Source organism: Novosphingobium sp. CCH12-A3, assembly GCF_001556015.1.
Taxonomy (GTDB): Bacteria; Pseudomonadota; Alphaproteobacteria; order Sphingomonadales; family Sphingomonadaceae; genus Novosphingobium; species Novosphingobium subterraneum.
Genome location: NZ_LSIA01000234.1, coordinates 1 through 16,578, shown reverse-complemented (window position 1 = coordinate 16,578; position 16,578 = coordinate 1). Strand labels below are relative to the sequence as shown.

18 protein-coding genes are annotated in these 16,578 nt (G+C 62.8%); 13 read left to right on the top strand and 5 right to left on the bottom strand.

The annotated features are described in order from the left end of the window. Positions 1-9 precede the first annotated feature (9 nt). Positions 10-2,139: a penicillin acylase family protein gene (locus tag AX703_RS18795; RefSeq protein ID WP_062346231.1), complete on the top strand. Its 2,130-nt coding sequence runs from the start codon at positions 10-12 to the stop codon at positions 2,137-2,139. Here the strand turns inward: AX703_RS18795 and AX703_RS18790 are convergent. From AX703_RS18790 to AX703_RS18775, 4 genes are read right to left on the bottom strand one after another with little or no spacing between them, the layout of a single operon-like run. Continuing rightward, a complete protein-coding gene (locus tag AX703_RS18790) occupies positions 2,127-2,687 on the bottom strand; it encodes an NTP transferase domain-containing protein (RefSeq protein WP_062346229.1) in 561 nt (186 codons plus the stop codon). The two genes, AX703_RS18795 and AX703_RS18790, sit on opposite strands and share 13 nt — an antisense overlap. After that, a complete protein-coding gene (locus AX703_RS18785) occupies positions 2,684-3,622 on the bottom strand; it encodes an XdhC family protein (protein ID WP_231735616.1) in 939 nt (312 codons plus the stop codon). Before AX703_RS18785 ends, AX703_RS18790 begins: the two co-directional genes overlap by 4 nt. Before the next feature lie 46 nt (positions 3,623-3,668). Continuing rightward, positions 3,669-5,831: a xanthine dehydrogenase family protein molybdopterin-binding subunit gene (locus AX703_RS18780; protein ID WP_062346226.1), complete on the bottom strand. Its 2,163-nt coding sequence runs from the start codon at positions 5,829-5,831 to the stop codon at positions 3,669-3,671. Next, complete coding sequence (locus AX703_RS18775; RefSeq protein ID WP_062346224.1) at positions 5,828-6,304, bottom strand: (2Fe-2S)-binding protein; 477 nt, start codon at positions 6,302-6,304, stop codon at positions 5,828-5,830. Before AX703_RS18775 ends, AX703_RS18780 begins: the two co-directional genes overlap by 4 nt. Before the next feature lie 188 nt (positions 6,305-6,492). On the opposite strand from AX703_RS18775, the gene AX703_RS18770 reads away from it, so the two are divergent. From AX703_RS18770 to AX703_RS18745, 6 genes are all read left to right on the top strand, one after another. Further along, positions 6,493-7,173 carry a TetR/AcrR family transcriptional regulator gene (locus AX703_RS18770; protein ID WP_062346222.1) on the top strand — a complete coding sequence of 227 codons (681 nt, stop codon included), beginning with the start codon at positions 6,493-6,495 and terminating at the stop codon, positions 7,171-7,173. 88 nt (positions 7,174-7,261) lie between these two features. Beyond that, positions 7,262-8,437: an amine dehydrogenase large subunit gene (locus AX703_RS18765; RefSeq protein ID WP_062346220.1), complete on the top strand. Its 1,176-nt coding sequence runs from the start codon at positions 7,262-7,264 to the stop codon at positions 8,435-8,437. Then, positions 8,434-8,994, top strand: coding sequence for a MauE/DoxX family redox-associated membrane protein (locus AX703_RS18760; RefSeq protein ID WP_231735615.1), 561 nt, complete (start codon positions 8,434-8,436; stop codon positions 8,992-8,994). The genes AX703_RS18765 and AX703_RS18760 overlap by 4 nt, the downstream gene beginning before the upstream one ends. After that, positions 8,994-9,596, top strand: coding sequence for a methylamine utilization protein MauD (locus AX703_RS18755; protein ID WP_231735614.1), 603 nt, complete (start codon positions 8,994-8,996; stop codon positions 9,594-9,596). Before AX703_RS18760 ends, AX703_RS18755 begins: the two co-directional genes overlap by 1 nt. Positions 9,597-9,634: 38 nt before the next feature. After that, positions 9,635-10,177 carry a methylamine dehydrogenase light chain gene (locus AX703_RS18750; protein ID WP_062346216.1) on the top strand — a complete coding sequence of 181 codons (543 nt, stop codon included), beginning with the start codon at positions 9,635-9,637 and terminating at the stop codon, positions 10,175-10,177. A gap of 10 nt (positions 10,178-10,187) precedes the next feature. Further along, positions 10,188-10,706, top strand: coding sequence for a hypothetical protein (locus AX703_RS18745; protein ID WP_062346215.1), 519 nt, complete (start codon positions 10,188-10,190; stop codon positions 10,704-10,706). Here AX703_RS18745 and AX703_RS18740 read toward each other — a convergent pair whose 3' ends face one another. Then, positions 10,707-11,321 (bottom strand): TetR/AcrR family transcriptional regulator, encoded by a 615-nt coding sequence (locus tag AX703_RS18740; protein WP_062346214.1) that lies wholly within the window; start codon positions 11,319-11,321, stop codon positions 10,707-10,709. Positions 11,322-11,505: 184 nt separating this feature from the next. On the opposite strand from AX703_RS18740, the gene AX703_RS18735 reads away from it, so the two are divergent. The 6 genes from AX703_RS18735 to AX703_RS18710 all read left to right on the top strand — a co-directional run. Continuing rightward, complete coding sequence (locus AX703_RS18735; protein ID WP_062346213.1) at positions 11,506-12,267, top strand: SDR family NAD(P)-dependent oxidoreductase; 762 nt, start codon at positions 11,506-11,508, stop codon at positions 12,265-12,267. A 40-nt stretch (positions 12,268-12,307) separates the two neighbouring features. Further along, entirely contained in the window at positions 12,308-13,501 is a 1,194-nt protein-coding gene (locus tag AX703_RS18730) for an acyl-CoA dehydrogenase family protein (RefSeq protein WP_062346212.1), read from the top strand. Further along, entirely contained in the window at positions 13,501-14,568 is a 1,068-nt protein-coding gene (locus AX703_RS18725; protein WP_039333930.1) for a phosphotransferase, read from the top strand. Before AX703_RS18730 ends, AX703_RS18725 begins: the two co-directional genes overlap by 1 nt. Before the next feature lie 430 nt (positions 14,569-14,998). Next, the gene (locus tag AX703_RS18720) at positions 14,999-15,199 is read left to right on the top strand and encodes a hypothetical protein (protein ID WP_039333932.1); all 201 of its coding nucleotides are present in this window, start codon (positions 14,999-15,001) and stop codon (positions 15,197-15,199) included. Positions 15,200-15,520: 321 nt separating this feature from the next. Then, entirely contained in the window at positions 15,521-15,706 is a 186-nt protein-coding gene (locus AX703_RS18715) for a YezD family protein (RefSeq protein WP_039334070.1), read from the top strand. 95 nt (positions 15,707-15,801) lie between these two features. Then, positions 15,802-16,578 (top strand): TonB-dependent receptor (locus tag AX703_RS18710; RefSeq protein ID WP_156452124.1); only part of this gene is annotated, 777 nt, incomplete at its 3' end.

Genomic DNA, 16,578 nt, shown 5'->3' with positions numbered 1-16,578 from the left:
GACAGGTCGATGACCTTCGGAGCCCTTTCCCGCAGCGCCTTGCTGGCCCTTCTTATGGCTGCCCGACCTGCGCACGCAAGCAGCCATGACGTCAAGATAACCCGCGATGACTGGGGCATTGCCCATGTCGATGGCAGGACCGATGCCGATGCCGTATTCGGCGCAATCTATGCGCAGGCGGAGGATGATTTCCCGCGCATCGAGGCGAACCTGCTGACTGCGCTGGGGCGACGGGCGGAGACCGAGGGCGAGGACTTTCTGTGGCAGGACCTGCGACAGCGGTTGTGGATCGATCCGGACGCTCTCAAGCGCGACTATGCGGCTTCGCCGGCTTGGCTGCGCAAGCTCATGGATGCCTGGGCGGCCGGCCTGAACCATTACATCGCGACCCACCCGCAAGACACGCCGAAAGTCCTGACCCGCTTCGAGCCATGGATGGCGCTCTCATTTACCGAAGGATCGATCGGTGGGGACATCGAGAAGGCAGCGCTCAAGCCTCTCGCCGCGTTCTACGGTGGCGAAGCAAGCCTCCTGGCGCTGGCAAGGGAAATGCTGCGGGACGACGAGCCGCGCGGTTCGAATGGGATCGCGATAGCGCCCAAGCGCACGGCGAATGGCAATGCTTTGCTGCTTATAAACCCGCATACCTCGCTGTTCTTCCGATCCGAGCTGGAGATGAAGAGCGGGGAAGGGCTGCATGCCTATGGCGCCTCAACCTGGGGGCAGTTCTTCATCTATCAGGGCTTCAACGAGAAGCTTGGCTGGATGCACACCACCAGCGGTGCCGACAACGTCGACGAATTCGTCGAGACGGTCGCGCGAAGGCGGGGCAAGTGGCTTTACAAGCGCGGATCTGCATTCAAGCCGTTCGCGGTGAAGCCGATCGTTCTGCGCTTCCGCAAACCGGATGGAAGCCTGGCCGAGCGAACCTTCCGGACTTACGCCAGCGACCATGGACCAATAGTGCGGCAGAGCGGTGAGGGAAAGAGCCGCAAGTGGATTGCCCTTTCCTTGATGCACCGGCCAATAGCTGCGCTCAGCCAGTCATGGTTGCGCACAAAGGCCCGCGATAAGGCGGAATTTCTCAGGATCGCCGAGTATCGCGCCAATTCGTCGAACAACACCCTGTACGCCGATCGTGCCGGCAATATCGCGCTGCTCATGCCGCAATTCGCGCCCCGTCGGAATGCGAGCTTCGACTATCGCGAACCGGTGGATGGGAGCAATCCTGGCGCCGATTGGAAGGGGCTATATGGGCCGGCAGAGCGGCCTGACGTGGTCAATCCGCAGTCAGGCTGGGTCTACAACTCCAACGATGCGCCGTGGCGCGCGGCAGGGGAAGGCACGCTGAATGCGGCGCGCTGGCCGGCGACGTTCGACCAGGTCGGGGCCAATCCGCGCGGCGACCATGCGCTTGAGCTGCTGGGCAAGGCGCAGGGGCTCGATCTGGAAAGCCTGCGGGCGCTCGCCTACGATCCGCACATGCCGCTGTTCGAAGACCTGATTACGGGGCTGGCGCAGGTGGCTGCAACAGATCCGCTGAGCGGGCCGGTTGCGCTACTCAAGGGCTGGGACCGGCGATGGTCGGCAGGTTCACAGGCCATGAGCCTTGCACACTATTGGGGCGACGAACTGGAGGCTGACGTGCGCAAGTCGCTGCCGCGCACCGGCAACGTCTTCGCCGCGATGCGGGCGACGACGGAGCAGCAGCGCAGGGCGGCGCTTGCACGCGCGGTTGCGCGCTTGCAGGCCGACTTTGGCGGGTGGCAAGTGCCTTGGAGCGAGGTCAACCGCTATCAGCGCACCACTTCGGACATCATCCAGCCGTTCGCTGACCACAAGCCCAGTTTGCCCGTGGCATTCTCTTCGGCCCGCTGGGGTTCGTTGGCATCGTTTGGGACGAAGCAATATCCGGGAACCAGGCGGTGGTACGGCACGAGCGGGAACAGCTTTGTGGCCGTGGTCGAGTTCGGCCCAAAAGTGAGGGCCATGGCGGTATCGTCGGGCGGGGCCAGTGGCCGCGAAGGGTCACCCCATTTCAACGATCAGGCCGAGCTATATGCGGCAGGAAAGATGAGGGCGGTCTACTTCTACCCCGAAGACATCAAGGGGCATGTCGAGAAGACCTATCGCCCCTGAATGATCGCTTCAGCGCGCGCCAGGTCTTCGGGCGTGTCGATATCAAGGGCAAGATGCTGATCCAGCGGGATTGCTGGTGCATTGCGCAGCAGGGCAGCGGCTCCGCGATCACCTTGGAGCGAGCGCAGAGCCGGAAAATGCCGCGCGCCGAAGATGGCAGGAACCATCGTGCGATCGGCCACGCTGGTGCCGATGTGATCGCCATCGAACGCCTGAATGAGATTCTCGAAATGGCTGGTCGGCACGAGCGGCATGTCTGCGAGGGCAATCAAGGCGGCGCAGGCATCGGGAATTTCGCCAATGCCAGTGGCAATCGAGCGGGACAGTGGAGCGCCGATTGGTTCGAGCGCGATCCTCTCGAAGCCTTCGACCTCGGGCGTAGCTTCGGAGCAGATGATCAGCTTTCGCTTGAACGGCAAGGCTGCCAGACGGTCACCGAGGTGCCGGGCCAGTGGCCGGCCTGCAAGCGTCGCGGCAAGCTTGCTGCCGCCGAAGCGACTTCCGCGCCCGGCAGCGAGGAGAACGACGACGATGTCGGCAACTGTCATTGCTCTGCGTCGGCCAGGGATTCGCCTGTCCAGTAGGTCCAATGCGCGAGAGTGTTGTATTCGGCAACGAGTTCGGCGAGCAGGGAAACGGCAAGCGTTGCCGGATCGCGGGTGGAAGGAATAAGCCCGATATGGCCGCGCAGACGCGCGATCTGTTCCAAGGGGACGCCGCTTGCCTGCAAGGCATCAAGCCTTGCGCGATGTGTGCGCCGACTGCCGATGGCGCCGTGGTAGAATGCCGGGAGCGCAAGCGCCTGCGGCAGCAGATGCTCTTCCCAATCGCGCCCGTGAAACAGGAACACGATAGCGGACCAGTGATCGGACGCGGTCAATGGTAAGGTTGAGCGCACCTGGATGCGGGTGGTCGCGATCTCGAGAGCGGCAAGGTCCATGCAAGTGCCGACGTCAGGGGATAGTGCATGAACTTGTGCGCCGAAGGCTTTGGCCAATCTGGCAAAAGCCGTAAGATCTTCGCCTTGGCCCAATGCATGAATGCGTAATGCCGGCTGGTAGCAGTGGGTCAGACATTCGCCATTCCATGGCGCTTCCTGCGCGTCTGTCACCACTGTGACCCGATCGCATTCCAACCGAAGTGCGGCTGGCTGGCGTTCTCCCAGCAAATCGAGAGCCTTGCGGATCGACGCAGTATCCGGGCGAGGCGTGAACAGGAGATCTATTCCCCCACCGCACGGCAGGCGAATGTCGATATAGGGTGAACCGATACCGTAACGGACCACATGCCCCCAGCCGTCGGCCAGCGTTTCCAGTGCCTCCGCCGCCACGGCGTCTTCAATGCAACCGCCGGAGAACGAACCAACCCGCCGACCGTCTGCCGCGACGGCCATTTGCGTGCCAATGCCGCGCGAGGATCCGCCGATCACCGCAACCAGAGTGACGAGCACGGTCTCCACGCCTTCATCCGCACGAGCGGACAAGAAGCGAAGAATGTCTAAGGGAGTCGTCGCGACCATGCGCCGCGGGCTATATCATCTCCAACGGAAGGCGGCGATGCCGTTTTCCTGTGAGCGAGTAGATTGCGTTCGCCAGAGCAGGAATGACCGGAGGAAGAGCCGGTTCGCCAAGACCGGTCGGCGGGAAGTCTGTCTTAACGAATTCGACCACGATTTCTCGAGGCGCCGCATCAATCCGCATGAGGGCGAAGTCCCCGAAATTCTCGGCGGTGATTGCGCCGTTCTCTTGCACGATCTTCTGTCCAACGAGCGCCTGGCCAATTCCATCGATCACGCAGCCTTGCGCCTGGTTCAGCGCGTTGATCGGATTGATGACGTGCGCGCCGATGTCGCCTGCCACCCAAACCTTATCGATCTGGATGTTGCCGTCTTTCATCGAAAGATCAACAATTTCAGCGAAATAGCCAAGGTGGCTGAAGTAGAAGCCGAAGCCGCGGCCCTTTTTGCGGCCTTGCCATCCAGCGGACTTGCACACCGCGTCGATCACGCCGCGCGCCCGGCCGGTGTGGAACTTCACGCGCTCGCCCGGGATCTCGCGCGGTGCCCCGAGGGTGCGGCGCATGAACTCGGGGAGATCGAGCCCTGCGGCTTCGGCAACCTCGTCCATGAACGACTGCCACACGAACGACATGGCGTTCGAGGTCGGCGCGCGCAGCCAGCCGGTGGCGAGGTTGGTCGCCATGTAGCTGGCGCCGAGGTCGACGTTGGGCACGACCGGCGCGGGGAACTCGCTCGGCGCCATCTGCGCGGCGCGGATCGGCTTGCCATCAGCGCCGAACGTCACGAAGTGGTCCTTGAGGGCAATGAGCGCCCCGTTGGCATCGAGACCGGCGGTGAAGCGGTGCCAGCCGGCGGGGCGGTAGAAATCGTGGCGGAAATCGTCCGTGCGGTCGTAGAGGACCTTGACCGGCTTTCCGGGCATGGCCTTCGCGACCTGGCCGGCGATCACCATGTAGTCATTCATCAGGCGACGTCCGAAGCCGCCACCGATCCGTGTCATGTGGATGGTAAGGTCATCGGCGTTCAGGCCGCATAGCTTGGCGGTTTCCTCGCGGCCGCCCGCGGGCGCCTGGCTGGGCGCCCAGATCTCGAGCTTGCCGTTCTGGAACATCGCCGTGCAGTTTTGTGGTTCGAGCGATGCGTGGGCGAGGAAGGGGTATTCGTAGTCCGCCTTGACCACCTTTGCCGCCTTGGCGAGCGTGGCGTCCGGATCGCCGACCTTGAACAGGCTGGCTTGCGGGGCGTTGCCGACGATCTTCGCGGCGTCGGCTTCGTATTTGGCGGTTGAAAAGCCTGTGACGGCAGCGTCGTCCCATTTCAGGCCAAGCTTTTCGCGTGCCTTGCTGGCTTTCCACCAACTGTCGGCGATGACGACCACCGTGTCGGACTTGCCCTGTGGAACGAAGCCGCTGTTGACGGCAACGACGCCGAGCACGCCGGGGATGGCTTTTGCCGCCGCGTCATCGAACGAGGCGACCGTGCCGCCGTGGGACGGGCACTTGACGATGGCGGCGTGAACCATGCCCGGGAGGCTGGTGTCGATGCCGTAAAGGGGCTCGCCCTTGACGATCTTCGGCACGTCGACACCGGGCTTGGATTTGCCGATGATCGTGAAGGTTTTCTCGTCCTTCAACTGGACCTTGGCGAGATCGGGCGGGGTTTCGGCAGCGGCGGCCCTGGCCAGAGAGGGGTAGGTTAGGCTCTTGCCGGAGGACGGTTGGACCACGGCGCCTCTGGCCGTGGTGAGGGTGGCGGGATCGACGCCCCACTTCTTTGCTGCAGCGGAAACGAGCATGGCGCGGGCTGCGGCGCCGACCTGGCGCATCGGTAGCCAGTTGCGCGGCGTGGCGGTACTGCCTCCGGCTACTTGGGGGCCATAGCGCTTCTCGTCGGCATCGGTCTGCTCGATGCGGACCTGCTCCCACGCGATGTCCATTTCCTCGGCGATCAGCATGGGCAGCATGACCTTTACGCCCTGTCCGATCTCCGGGTTCTTGGCGCCGATGGTCACGGTGTTGTCGGCATTGACGCGGACGAAGGCGTTGAGGACGTCGGCGGGTGCAGTGGCCGTTGCAGCGGCGAGGACGACCGATGCGTCGAGAGTGAGTGCCGTGCCGCCAGCCAGCGAGGCGGCGATGAACGAGCGGCGGGAGAGGGTCAACTGGTCGCTCATGCTGCGGTCCCCTCAGCCGGAAGGCCTGCGGCGGTGCGGATGGCGGCGCGAATGCGCATATAGGTTGCGCAGCGGCAGATGTTGCCGCTCATCCAGCCGTCGATATCGGCCGGTGTAGGTTTCGGGTTCTGCTTGAGCAGTGCGGTGGCGGACATGATCTGCCCGGCCTGGCAATAGCCGCACTGCGGCACGTCGAGCGCGACCCATGCGTCCTGCACGCGCTTGCCGAGCGCATTGAGGCCGATGCCCTCGATCGTGGTGATCGACTTGCCGGCGGCATCGGCAATCGGCGTCTGGCACGACGGAACGGCATCGCCATCGAGGTGAACGGTGCAGGCACCACACAGGCCAGCGCCGCAGCCGAACTTGGTCCCCGGCATGTCGAGATCTTCGCGTAGCACCCAGAGCAAGGGCTTGTCTGCTTCGGCTTCGACAAGGCGTTTGCGGCCGTTTACGGTGAGGGTAATGCTCATCGCCTGAAATCCCTGGATGATCCGGAAGGGCAAAGCGGGACGCCTGATGGCACCGGCTTGTGACGTCCGGAATCTGGACAGGCATCCGGTGTGGGTCAAGCGCCTTGTTGGGCAAGTAACCGTTGGGCGGCAATCGGTGCAAGCGCGACCTTGGTCTCTGGGCGGCGCGGTGTTATGCGCGGTGCGTAATGGCTGCGCTTCCCGAGACCTTAGACACCGACTTGCCATCCGCCCGGCGGCCGGGAACCTACGCTCGTGGGACGGAGACGGTCGACGCGATCATCAAGGCGGCGCTGCGCGTCCTGATCGATGAGGGGGCAGGGGCCTTTACCATTCGGCGGATCGCTGCGGAATGCGGGATGAAAGTGGGGAATGTCAGCTACCACTTTCCCAAGAAGGAACTGCTGATCCAGACGCTGCTCGATGACATCATCGGGAACTATGACAAGCTTCTCGAGCGCACCGTCCGTCAGCCTGGTCTCGACGCCGAGGAGCGGCTGCGACTGATCGTCGTCATGTGCCTCGACGACATCGCGGGCAAGCGAACCACCAGGCTGTTCACGGAGCTGTGGGCTCTGGCCAACCACAACGAATTCGTGGCCGACCGTGTACGCCTGTTCTATCAGCGCGTGCACGAATTCATCGCGGAGTATATCGCTGAACTGAACCCGTCACTGAGCGCGCAGGAGGTCCGCGATGTCGCGCTGTACATCAGTGCGTCCATGGAGGGGGCGACGCCTTTCCTCGGATACCAAAAGCCTTGGGCCTCGCGGATGAGCGCCTATACCGCAATTGCGACACATGCGCTGGTATCGCTTGCCAAGTCGATAACTTCGGCAGAAATTGCGGGCTTGACCAACCGCAGGTAGCGCATCGTTTCGCACACGCAAAAAAGGCGTTGACCGAATCTGGACATGCGTCAAGTCTCTGTCCTGCGGACTGGCAAAGGGGGCCGAGATGACGCTTCAACGCAAGGTGGCGCGAGTTGTTCTGGGTTCGATGCTGACCGGAGCGCTGGCAGGTCTTCATGCCACGCCGGCATTCGCCGAAACCGTGGTGCCGGAGGCCGAAGAGCCTGGCGTGATGACCTTGGAGCCGCCCAAGGCAAGCTGGTTCTACGTCCGTGGCGGCTGGGGATCGGCAGGTTCGAGCATCTTCGACGCTGGCACGGGCAAGATGGTCGGCATGGTCAACACCAGCCGCGATTCCGATATGGCGATCGACCCATCGGGCAAGTTCTACTACGTTGCCGAAACAATCTGGTCCAAGGTCAACCGTGGCACGCGCCAGGATCTGGTTTCGATCTACGACAGCAAGACTCTGAAGCTGGTAAGCGAAATCCCCACGCCGGGGCGCCTGATCGTCGGCGGGTTTACGACCAACTTCGTGCTGACCGACGATGGCAAGACCGCCTACGACTACAACTTCGATCCGGCCTCGTCGGTGAACATCATCGACATGGTGAAGCGCAAGTTCGTGCGTGCGGTGGAACTGCCGGGGTGCGCGGGGATGATTCCCAATCCGGGCGTGGGGTTTTCCTCGCTCTGCGCAGACGGCACGATCGCGACCGTGGCCATCAAGGGCACAACGCAGGACATCACGCGGACCGAGCCGTTCTTTGACGCTGCGGCAGACCCGATCTTTTCGAACACCGTCTATGATCGCAAGAAGAAGCAGGCGGTGATGGTCAGCTATACCGGCCTGATCCGCACGGCTTCGATCGGTGCCAAGGTCGAGGTCAGCACGCCGTTTTCGATCCAGGAAGCGGGCGGGATGAAGTCCGCCGATGTCAAGCCGCTCGACATTGCCTGGTATCCCGGCGGGATGCAGCCAGTTGCGCTGCACAGGCCCAGCGGCACGCTGTGGGTACTGATGCACAAAGGCGAATACTGGAGCCACAAGGAAGGCGCCGAGGAAATCTGGGGCGTGGATCTGGCGGCCAGGAAGCTGGTCAAGCGCATTCCCGTGGAAGGCAAGCCGGGCAACATCCAGATCACGCAGGACGATGCGGCCATGATCATGGTCAACGGCTACAAGGGCGATGCGCAGGTCATTGATTCCAAGACAGGCGAGGTGAAGCACGAGATCGAAAACGCCGGTGGCGGCTTGATCACCGTCGTGGAGCCGATGTGATCACCGGCGACGCCTTGAGCATGCAGGCAGCAATGGGGATCGCCGGCACGGCAGGCGCGATCGGTGTTGGCGCGGTGTTCGTTGGCGCTGGCATTGCAAAGTTGCGCAGCCGGCGGATATTTCCCGGCGTCGTCGCCAACTATCGCTTGCTGCCGGAGGCATTGGTTCCGGTGGTCGCGGCGACGCTGCCTTTTGCCGAAGTGGCGGTTGGGGTTGCGCTGATCTGCGGCGTTCGCCTTGCAGCAGTGCCGGCCGGTCTGTTGCTGCTGGTCTTTGCGGCGGCCATGGCGATCAACATCGGCCGGGGTCGTTCGCACATCGATTGCGGGTGCGGCCGGTCAGAACTTCGCCAGCCCCTCAGTCGCGCGCTCGTGACACGCAACATCGTGCTGGCTCTGCTGCTGGTTCCCGCGCTGCTGCCACAGCCGCAGTTCGCTTCGGGACAATGGCTGATCGGCCTAGCCGCTGGCACGGCACTTTATCTTCTAACCCTTCTGGCCAACGCATTGGCGGCGCTGGCCCAAGGGCCTCTCGCCATGGAAAGGAATTCGCGATGATGACGGCACTGATCGTTGGGCAGGCCCTGTCATGGCTGGTGATCATAGCCCTGGTGGTGGCGCTGCTGGCGCTGGCGCGGCAAGTGGGCGTGCTGCACATGCGGGTGGCTCCGGCGGGCGCCTTGCAAACCAGCGGTGGGCCTGCGGTCGGGGGCAAGGCTCCTGCGGTTCCGGCACACACCCTTGACGGCAAGGATGTGATCGTGGGTGGGCCCGCCAGGAACGCGCCGCTTCGGCTGCTGATGTTCGTCTCGGCGACTTGTCCGCTGTGCAAGGGCATGATCCCGGCGGCGCGCTCCTTTGCCAAGGACGAGCGGGTCGAACTGACCTTCGTCGGCGACGACGACGCGCAGGTGCAGCGCGGGCTGATTGCCGCGCAGGGGTTGGAAAGCTACCGCTTCATCAACGGACCGGAGGTGGGGCAGGCGTTTGAAGTGGGCAAGCTGCCTTACGCGGTGCTGCTTGATGCAGAGGGGACCATCCTGTCAAAGGGCCTGGTCAACAGCCGCGAGCATCTCGAGAGCCTGGTGGTGGCGCATGAAATGGGGATCGCCACGGTGCAGGATTACATCGGCAAGCTGAAGACCGTCGCTGCGGCCTGATCGGTCTCGCGCATCCAAAGGATCATAGGGGGCATCCGATGAAGCGTTTCAATCCCGATGCAATGGGCGAGAAGCTGTTGCGGCGCTTTGCTGGCGGAACATCGCGTCGTGGCATCCTTGCGCGGATGGGGGCGGCGCTGGTGGCGGCGCCGGTCTTCCCGCTGCTGCCGGTGAGCCGCGCCGAAGCGGCCAAGCCTGATCGTTCGCCCGAGGCCAAGACCGCGTTTGCGCGCAGCGCGCAGACGACCGACCAGACCAAGTGCAATTACTGGCGTTACTGCGCCATCGATGGCGCGCTGTGCACCTGCTGTGGCGGGGGCATCCATACTTGCCCGGCAGGCGCCGAACCATCGCCGGTTTCGTGGGTCGGTTCGTGCATCAATCCGGATGACGGCAAGGCCTACATGATCGCCTATCGCGATTGTTGCGGAAAGCCCGCCTGCGGCCAGTGCAATTGTGACAATATCGATCGCGAGACGCAGCTCTATCTGCCGCAGCTCAACAACAATATCATCTGGTGCTTCGGTACGAGCAGCATGGAGTATCACTGCTCCACCGCGATGATGATCGGCGCGGCCTGAGGGTCGGGCGATGCGCGTGTTGGCCTTGGCCGGAGTTATCGCGGCGCTGGCAATTGCGATGCCTGCGGTATCTGCGGGCGATCCCCGCGCCGAGACGGTTGCGAATGGACTGGCGGCGATCGGGGATCCTGAGCTGGCCAAGGCCGATTATATCGAACATTGCGCCGGGTGCCACGGGGTGCAGGGCCTTTCTGCGCCAGCCAGGCTGCCGGAATTGCGCGGGCGCGTAGGCTACATGATGTGCACGGCCGATACCCGCGCCTATCTGCTGCGGCTGCCAAACATCGCCAAGAGCCGGATCAGCGACAACCAGCAACTGGCTGACATGCTCAACTTCATGGTCTTCGGCCTTGGCGGCACGAGCGTCCTAGCGGGCACGAAGCCTTTCACGGCGGCGGAGGTCGGCTATGAGCGTCAGTTCGCGCTGACCTCGGCCTCGCTGGTGCGTGAGCGCAAGCGGCATGTGGAAACGGCGATCGGCAAGTGCGGCGCACCTGCCTCGTTCCGCAACTTCTACAACGGCAATTGATCAGCGCGGAGCAAGGCCCGCTGTCAGGAAGTCGACCAGCTTTACGGCAATCTCGCGCTCGGGCAGTTCGCCATCGGGGCGATGCCAGCGGGACGGGCCATTAAGTGCGCTCGCCAAGGTAAGCGCCGCGAGCTTGGGGTCGCACGGGGCGGCGGATCCATCGGCTATGGCCTCGGCGACAAGCTCGCGCAGTGTTGCGTCGATGCGGCGCTTGCGAAGGCGTATCGTCTCACGGGCGTCTGGCGACAGGGCTTCGTTGGCCGTCAGGATGTTGCAGCGGCCAAAGTCGTTCATGTTGATCTCGGCATAGTCGATCAGGAACGCGCGCAGACGCTCCAGGCCGAGGCCATGGATCAATCGCGCCTGTTCGGCTGCGGCTAGCAACTGGTTCATGCCAATGGTGAGGCATTCGATCAGCACCTGCTCCTTGTTGCCGAGGTAGTGGTAGATCGTCGGCTTCGAGATGCCGAGGCTGGCGGCCACGTCGTCCAGCGAAGTCTGGTGATAGCCGCGCGCGTTGAACATGCGCACTGCAGCGGTCAGCACGGCCATGCGCTTGGCTTCACGTTCTTCGCTGCGTTCTGCGGCGGTCTTGAAGGGCGATCGTGGGGCCAAGGACGGTTACCTGCGTGTTCTGCCAGTTGGAAACTCGACGCGAGCGGCGCTTTTGTCGCGCGCAGGGTAGGGCAGTCTTGCGATTGACACCATACCCAAAAGAACAATACCTACTCGTGAGTATATATTGTTCCAGTGGGTCGGGAAAAGCTTCTGGCTTGCTGCTGATCGGATTGGATTGGCTATGGAAATCAATGGTCTGGCTGCGATCGTAACTGGTGGTGCTTCCGGTCTCGGCGGAGCGACTGCGGCGCGACTCGCTGAACTTGGCGCGAAAGTTTCGATCTTTGACCTGAATGAAGACTTGGGCCGGTCGCATGCGGCAGCCATCGGGGGTACCTTCTTCAAGGTCGACGTGACCGACGAGGACGCGGTCGAAAACGCCGTCCTCGAAGCTGAGGCGATGAACGGCAAGGCACGCATTCTGGTGAATTGCGCCGGGATCGGCCCACCCGCCAAGGTCATCGGCCGCGATGGCAGGGCCATACCGCTCAAGGATTTCAGCAAGATCATCCAGATCAATCTGATCGGCACGTTCAACGTGCTTTCGAAGTTCGCGGCCCGCATCTTCGATGCCGAGCAGGTTGGCGAGGAGCGCGGCGTCATCATCAACACCGCCAGCGTCGCAGCGTTCGAAGGGCAGATCGGGCAAGCCGCCTATTCTGCGTCAAAGGGCGGCGTTGTCGGCATGGCGCTGCCGATTGCGCGGGAGTTTGCGCGCTACGGCATCCGCGTGAACACGATCGCGCCGGGTCTGTTCCTGACGCCCCTGCTGCAGTCTCTGCCGCAGGAAGCGCAGGATTCGCTGGGGAGCCAGGTCCCGTTCCCGAGCCGTCTGGGCAAGCCCGAAGAATACGCGCGCATGGTCGAAAGCATCGTGACCAATCCGATGCTCAACGCCGAAGTCATCCGCCTTGACGGTGCAATCCGCATGGCGCCGCGCTGATACGATCATCAACCGATCCTGCGATTGAGGAGTAGAGCAAATGGCAACTGGCATCGGCATGGACGCCGCATTGGAAATCGCGGATCGGGTAGAGCGGTTCGTTCGCGAGGAAGTGATCCCGTACGAGAGCGATCCGCGTCGTGACGATCACGGCGCGCCGCTTGACGAGATGGTCATGGAAATGCGCGAGAAGGCCCGCGCGGCGGGCGTGCTGACGCCGCACATCCTGGCCGACGGTCGCCACCTCAGCCAGCGCGAGACTGCGGTCGTGCTGATCCGTTCGGGACTCTCGCCGCTCGGCATGCTGGCAGTGAACACGCAGGCGCCGGACGAGGGCAACATGTACCTGCTCGGCAAGGTTGGCAGTCCCGAACTGAAGGAACGGTTCCTCAAGCCGCTGGTGTCGGGCGAGGCGCGGTCGGCGTTCTTCATGACCGAGCCTGCGGAGACCGGCGGAGCGGGTTCCGACCCGTCGATGATGCAGACGACCTGCCGCCGTGACGGCAACCACTGGGTGATCAACGGGCGAAAGGCGTTCATTACCGGTGCCAAGGGTGCCAAGGTCGGCATCGTCATGGCGAAGGACGAGGAGGGCGGGGCGTGCATGTTCCTCGTCGACCTGCCCGATCCGGCGATCGAGATCGTGCGCGTGCCGAACACCATCGACAGCAATATGCCCGGCGGCCATGCGGTGATCGACATCAAGGATCTTCGCGTTTCGGCAGACCAGATGCTGGGCGAGCCGGGTGAGGGCTTCAAGTATGCCCAGGTTCGCCTGAGCCCGGCGCGTCTTTCGCACTGCATGCGTTGGCTCGGCGGCTGCATCCGCGCGCAGGAGATCGCTTCCGATTATGCCAACCGGCGCATGGCATTCGGCAAGCAGTTGATCGATCATGAAGGCGTGGGCTTCATGCTGGCCGAGAACATGATCGACCTGAAGCAGGCCGAACTGATGATCGACTGGTGCGCAGGCGTCCTTGATACCGGCTCGCTCGGCACGGTCGAAAGCTCGATGGCCAAGGTTGCTGTGTCCGAGGCGCTGATGCGCGTGGCCGACAAGTGCGTGCAGGTGATGGGCGGAACGGGCGTCACCTCCGACACGATCGTCGAGCAGATGTTCCGCGAAGTGCGCGCGTTCCGCATCTATGATGGCCCGACCGAGGTCCACAAGTGGAGCCTTGCCAAGAAGATCCGCCGCGACTGGCGCCACGCACAGGCGGGGACGGCACACTGATGGGCGGCACGGCGCAGGAGGCAAATGCCGGCACCACGCCGGTTCGCGAGGGCTACCGCTTCGATGAGGCCGCGCTTGCGAAGTGGATGGAGGCCAATGTCGAGGGCTTTTCGGGGCCGCTTGAGGTGGAGCAGTTCAAGGGCGGGCAATCGAACCCGACCTACAAGCTGATCACGCCAGGCCGCGCCTATGTCCTGCGCCGCAAGCCTCCAGGTCCAGTGCTGAAGGGGGCACATGCGGTCGAGCGGGAGGCCAAGGTACTCTTGGCTCTCGGGTCCGTTGGCTTTCCGGTGGCGCATGTCCACGGATTGTGCACCGATGAAAGTGTCATTGGCAGCTGGTTCTATGTGATGGAGATGGTCGAGGGCCGCATATTTTGGGATGCGACCTTTCCTGACGTTTCCCGCGAAGAGCGGCCGGCCTATTTCGACGCGATGAACGCAACGATCGCGCAATTGCACTCGATCGACCATGAAGCTGTGGGGTTGGGCGACTACGGCAAGCCTGGCAACTACTTCGTGCGCCAGGTCGGCCGCTGGTCGAAGCAGTACCTCGAGGACGAACTTGCCGGGCGGGATCCGAACATGGATGCCCTGGTCGATTGGCTGCCGACAGCCATTCCCGAAGGGGACGAGACCAGCATCGTTCACGGGGACTTCCGCTGTGACAACATGATCTTTCACCCCACCGAACCGCGTGTGATTGCCGTGCTCGACTGGGAGCTGTCGACGCTGGGGCATCCACTGGCCGATTTCGCTTATCACGCGATGATGTACCACATGCCGCCCAATATCGTGGCCGGGCTGGAAGGGGCGGACCTGGCAAAACTGAACATTCCCGGCGAGGCCGAGTACGTCGCTGCCTATTGCCGCCGGACAGGGCGAGACTCGATTGCGTCGTGGGATTTCTATGTCGCCTTCAACTATTTCCGGCTCGCCGCGATTTTCCACGGCATCAAGGGGCGCTACCTTCGGGGTACTGCCGCATCAGCGCATGCCAAGGACCGTGCGGAGGCATTTCCGGTACTCGCGCGGCTGGCGAGAGAAGCCATGGAGCGCTGCCGGTAGGTGATTGGTTCGAATCCGAACCTTAACAGTTCTTGGTGATTTGCGGTCTGCGCCGATCCTTTCGTCCGTCGAGCGCATGTTTGCTTTGTCGCTCTTGTGGGGAAAACCCGCTGCTGATTCGGCGGCTGAAGCATACTGGAAAGCAGGTGCAAAAGCGCGGAGGCACCGCGCCTGTCGATACTGCCAAAGCGGAGGCGATTGATTCTGGCGGCGGCAGGTCGCCGGCATGTTGCAGCGCAAAGGAGGGGGCTGACTAACTGTCAGAGAGGTAAGTAAATCTCCGTGGCTACGTCCTGCATCTGCCTCCAGCTCGGTTTCCGGTTGTTCATTTCCGGTGCAATCTTCCCTTTCTGCCTGCAAATTCGCGGTTAGGAGTTGGCATGCAACAGGGTCCGTCCGGTTGTGCGGGGCAACAGGAACAGTCTACGCCATGCAGGTAGCAGCCAAGCCACTAGTCGAAGTTTTCGAAGCCCTGTCGACTGCGCTCGACGAACTCGACACGCACGGTGAGGCTATGGCCGCTCTCCATCTCGCCATGGCAGTTGAATGCCTCGCTCACAGGCTAGAGGACGACGAACCGCACGCTCCGCGGAGGGCGCCGCCGATACTGCGTCTGATCAAGAACGACTGAGCCGCCGGGACGGGGTGTCGAAAGCTCCAGCAGGGCTGCCGCGCGAACTGTCGCGCGCTGACGCCCGTTCGTCGCACGAGCATTGTCTATCTCTTCGATAGAGTTAATCGAACTGGACGGCGCCAAGTGCGCGACAGCCTATCGCATCGGCAAAAGGAAAGCTTTGAGCCGTAACAGACGAAGTTTAATGTCTACTAAAAAACTTGAGTATAGAAGCTGAGCAACGGCGACGATTCGCCGGAAACCGCGCAGGAAAGGGGCAAGGCAATCATGCGAACACAATCGACGGGCACCCTTCGCGCCAACAGGATCGAACGGGAGATGACCGAACCCACCAAACCAGGAGCTGGCAACCAGGGTGAGTCCGAACGCCATCTCGAAGAAAGCATTGCAAGCGTGCGCGAAGCCCTGACCGGGCTGCGCTACGGGGCCGTGCAACTGACCGTCCATGAAGGGCGTGTCGTCCAGATTGACGTGACCGAGAAGCGACGGCTCAAGCCGAACTGATCGTTCCACGCAGCCAATACCAATAAACAAGCAGAACTACCGCACCGCTGACCGGACCACCGGAAGCATCGTTCGGGAACACATGAGGTCCTACGATGAATTTCCGCGTCCTTCTTGCGGGTGGCGTTGCGCCGCTCGCCCTGGCTTCGCATGGCGTCTACGCTGCCGAAGCGCCTGCCACCACCACCAACGCCGCAGTGCCCGCACCCGAGGACGCCCAGACGACTTCCGTCGGAACGGGGGCCAGTGACAGCGGCGAGATTGTCGTTACCGCGCGTCGGCGCCAGGAAACAGCGCAGGATGTGCCGCTGGCAATTTCTGTCGTCGGGGGCGAGCATATCGACAATACCGGCGCCTTCAACGTCGGCCGTTTGCAGCAGTTGACGCCAACGCTGCAGTTCTACTCATCGAACCCGCGCAACACTGCGGTGAACATCCGTGGCCTTGGCGCGCCGTTCGGCTTGACCAACGACGGCATCGAGCAAGGCGTCGGCATCTATATCGACGACGTCTACAACGCGCGGGTCGCCTCGGCGACGTTCGACTTCCTGGACGTGAAGCAGATTGAGGTCCTGCGCGGGCCACAGGGCACGCTCTACGGCAAGAACACTACAGCCGGCGCGATCAACATCACCACCAACCAGCCGACCTTCGACTTTGAAGGCAAGGCGGAAGTAAGTTTCGGCAACCTGAATTTCGTGCAGGCGAAGGCTGCGGTGTCTGGGCCGATCACGGATACTCTGGCAGCGCGCTTGGCGGTGTCCTCAACCAACCGCAGAGGTACGATCTACAATGTGACGTCGAAGCAGTGGGTTCAGGGTAAGCATACGCCGAGGACCGCGGCGAAGCTAAATCAGGCGGCGAGAGCGACC

Bases quoted from the DNA above. Each gene is read 5' to 3' on its own strand.
- AX703_RS18790 (WP_062346229.1), bottom strand. From the start codon at position 2,687: ATGACAGTTGCCGACATCGTCGTCGTTCTCCTCGCTGCCGGGCGCGGA.
- AX703_RS18755 (WP_231735614.1), top strand. From the start codon at position 8,994: ATGACGGCACTGATCGTTGGGCAGGCCCTGTCATGGCTGGTGATCATA.
- AX703_RS18735 (WP_062346213.1), top strand. From the start codon at position 11,506: ATGGAAATCAATGGTCTGGCTGCGATCGTAACTGGTGGTGCTTCCGGT.
- AX703_RS18765 (WP_062346220.1), top strand. From the start codon at position 7,262: ATGACGCTTCAACGCAAGGTGGCGCGAGTTGTTCTGGGTTCGATGCTG.
- AX703_RS18780 (WP_062346226.1), bottom strand. From the start codon at position 5,831: ATGAGCGACCAGTTGACCCTCTCCCGCCGCTCGTTCATCGCCGCCTCG.
- AX703_RS18715 (WP_039334070.1), top strand. From the start codon at position 15,521: ATGACCGAACCCACCAAACCAGGAGCTGGCAACCAGGGTGAGTCCGAA.
- AX703_RS18720 (WP_039333932.1), top strand. From the start codon at position 14,999: ATGCAGGTAGCAGCCAAGCCACTAGTCGAAGTTTTCGAAGCCCTGTCG.
- AX703_RS18730 (WP_062346212.1), top strand. From the start codon at position 12,308: ATGGCAACTGGCATCGGCATGGACGCCGCATTGGAAATCGCGGATCGG.
- AX703_RS18745 (WP_062346215.1), top strand. From the start codon at position 10,188: ATGCGCGTGTTGGCCTTGGCCGGAGTTATCGCGGCGCTGGCAATTGCG.
- AX703_RS18750 (WP_062346216.1), top strand. From the start codon at position 9,635: ATGAAGCGTTTCAATCCCGATGCAATGGGCGAGAAGCTGTTGCGGCGC.
- AX703_RS18795 (WP_062346231.1), top strand. From the start codon at position 10: ATGACCTTCGGAGCCCTTTCCCGCAGCGCCTTGCTGGCCCTTCTTATG.
- AX703_RS18770 (WP_062346222.1), top strand. From the start codon at position 6,493: ATGGCTGCGCTTCCCGAGACCTTAGACACCGACTTGCCATCCGCCCGG.
- AX703_RS18725 (WP_039333930.1), top strand. From the start codon at position 13,501: ATGGGCGGCACGGCGCAGGAGGCAAATGCCGGCACCACGCCGGTTCGC.
- AX703_RS18775 (WP_062346224.1), bottom strand. From the start codon at position 6,304: ATGAGCATTACCCTCACCGTAAACGGCCGCAAACGCCTTGTCGAAGCC.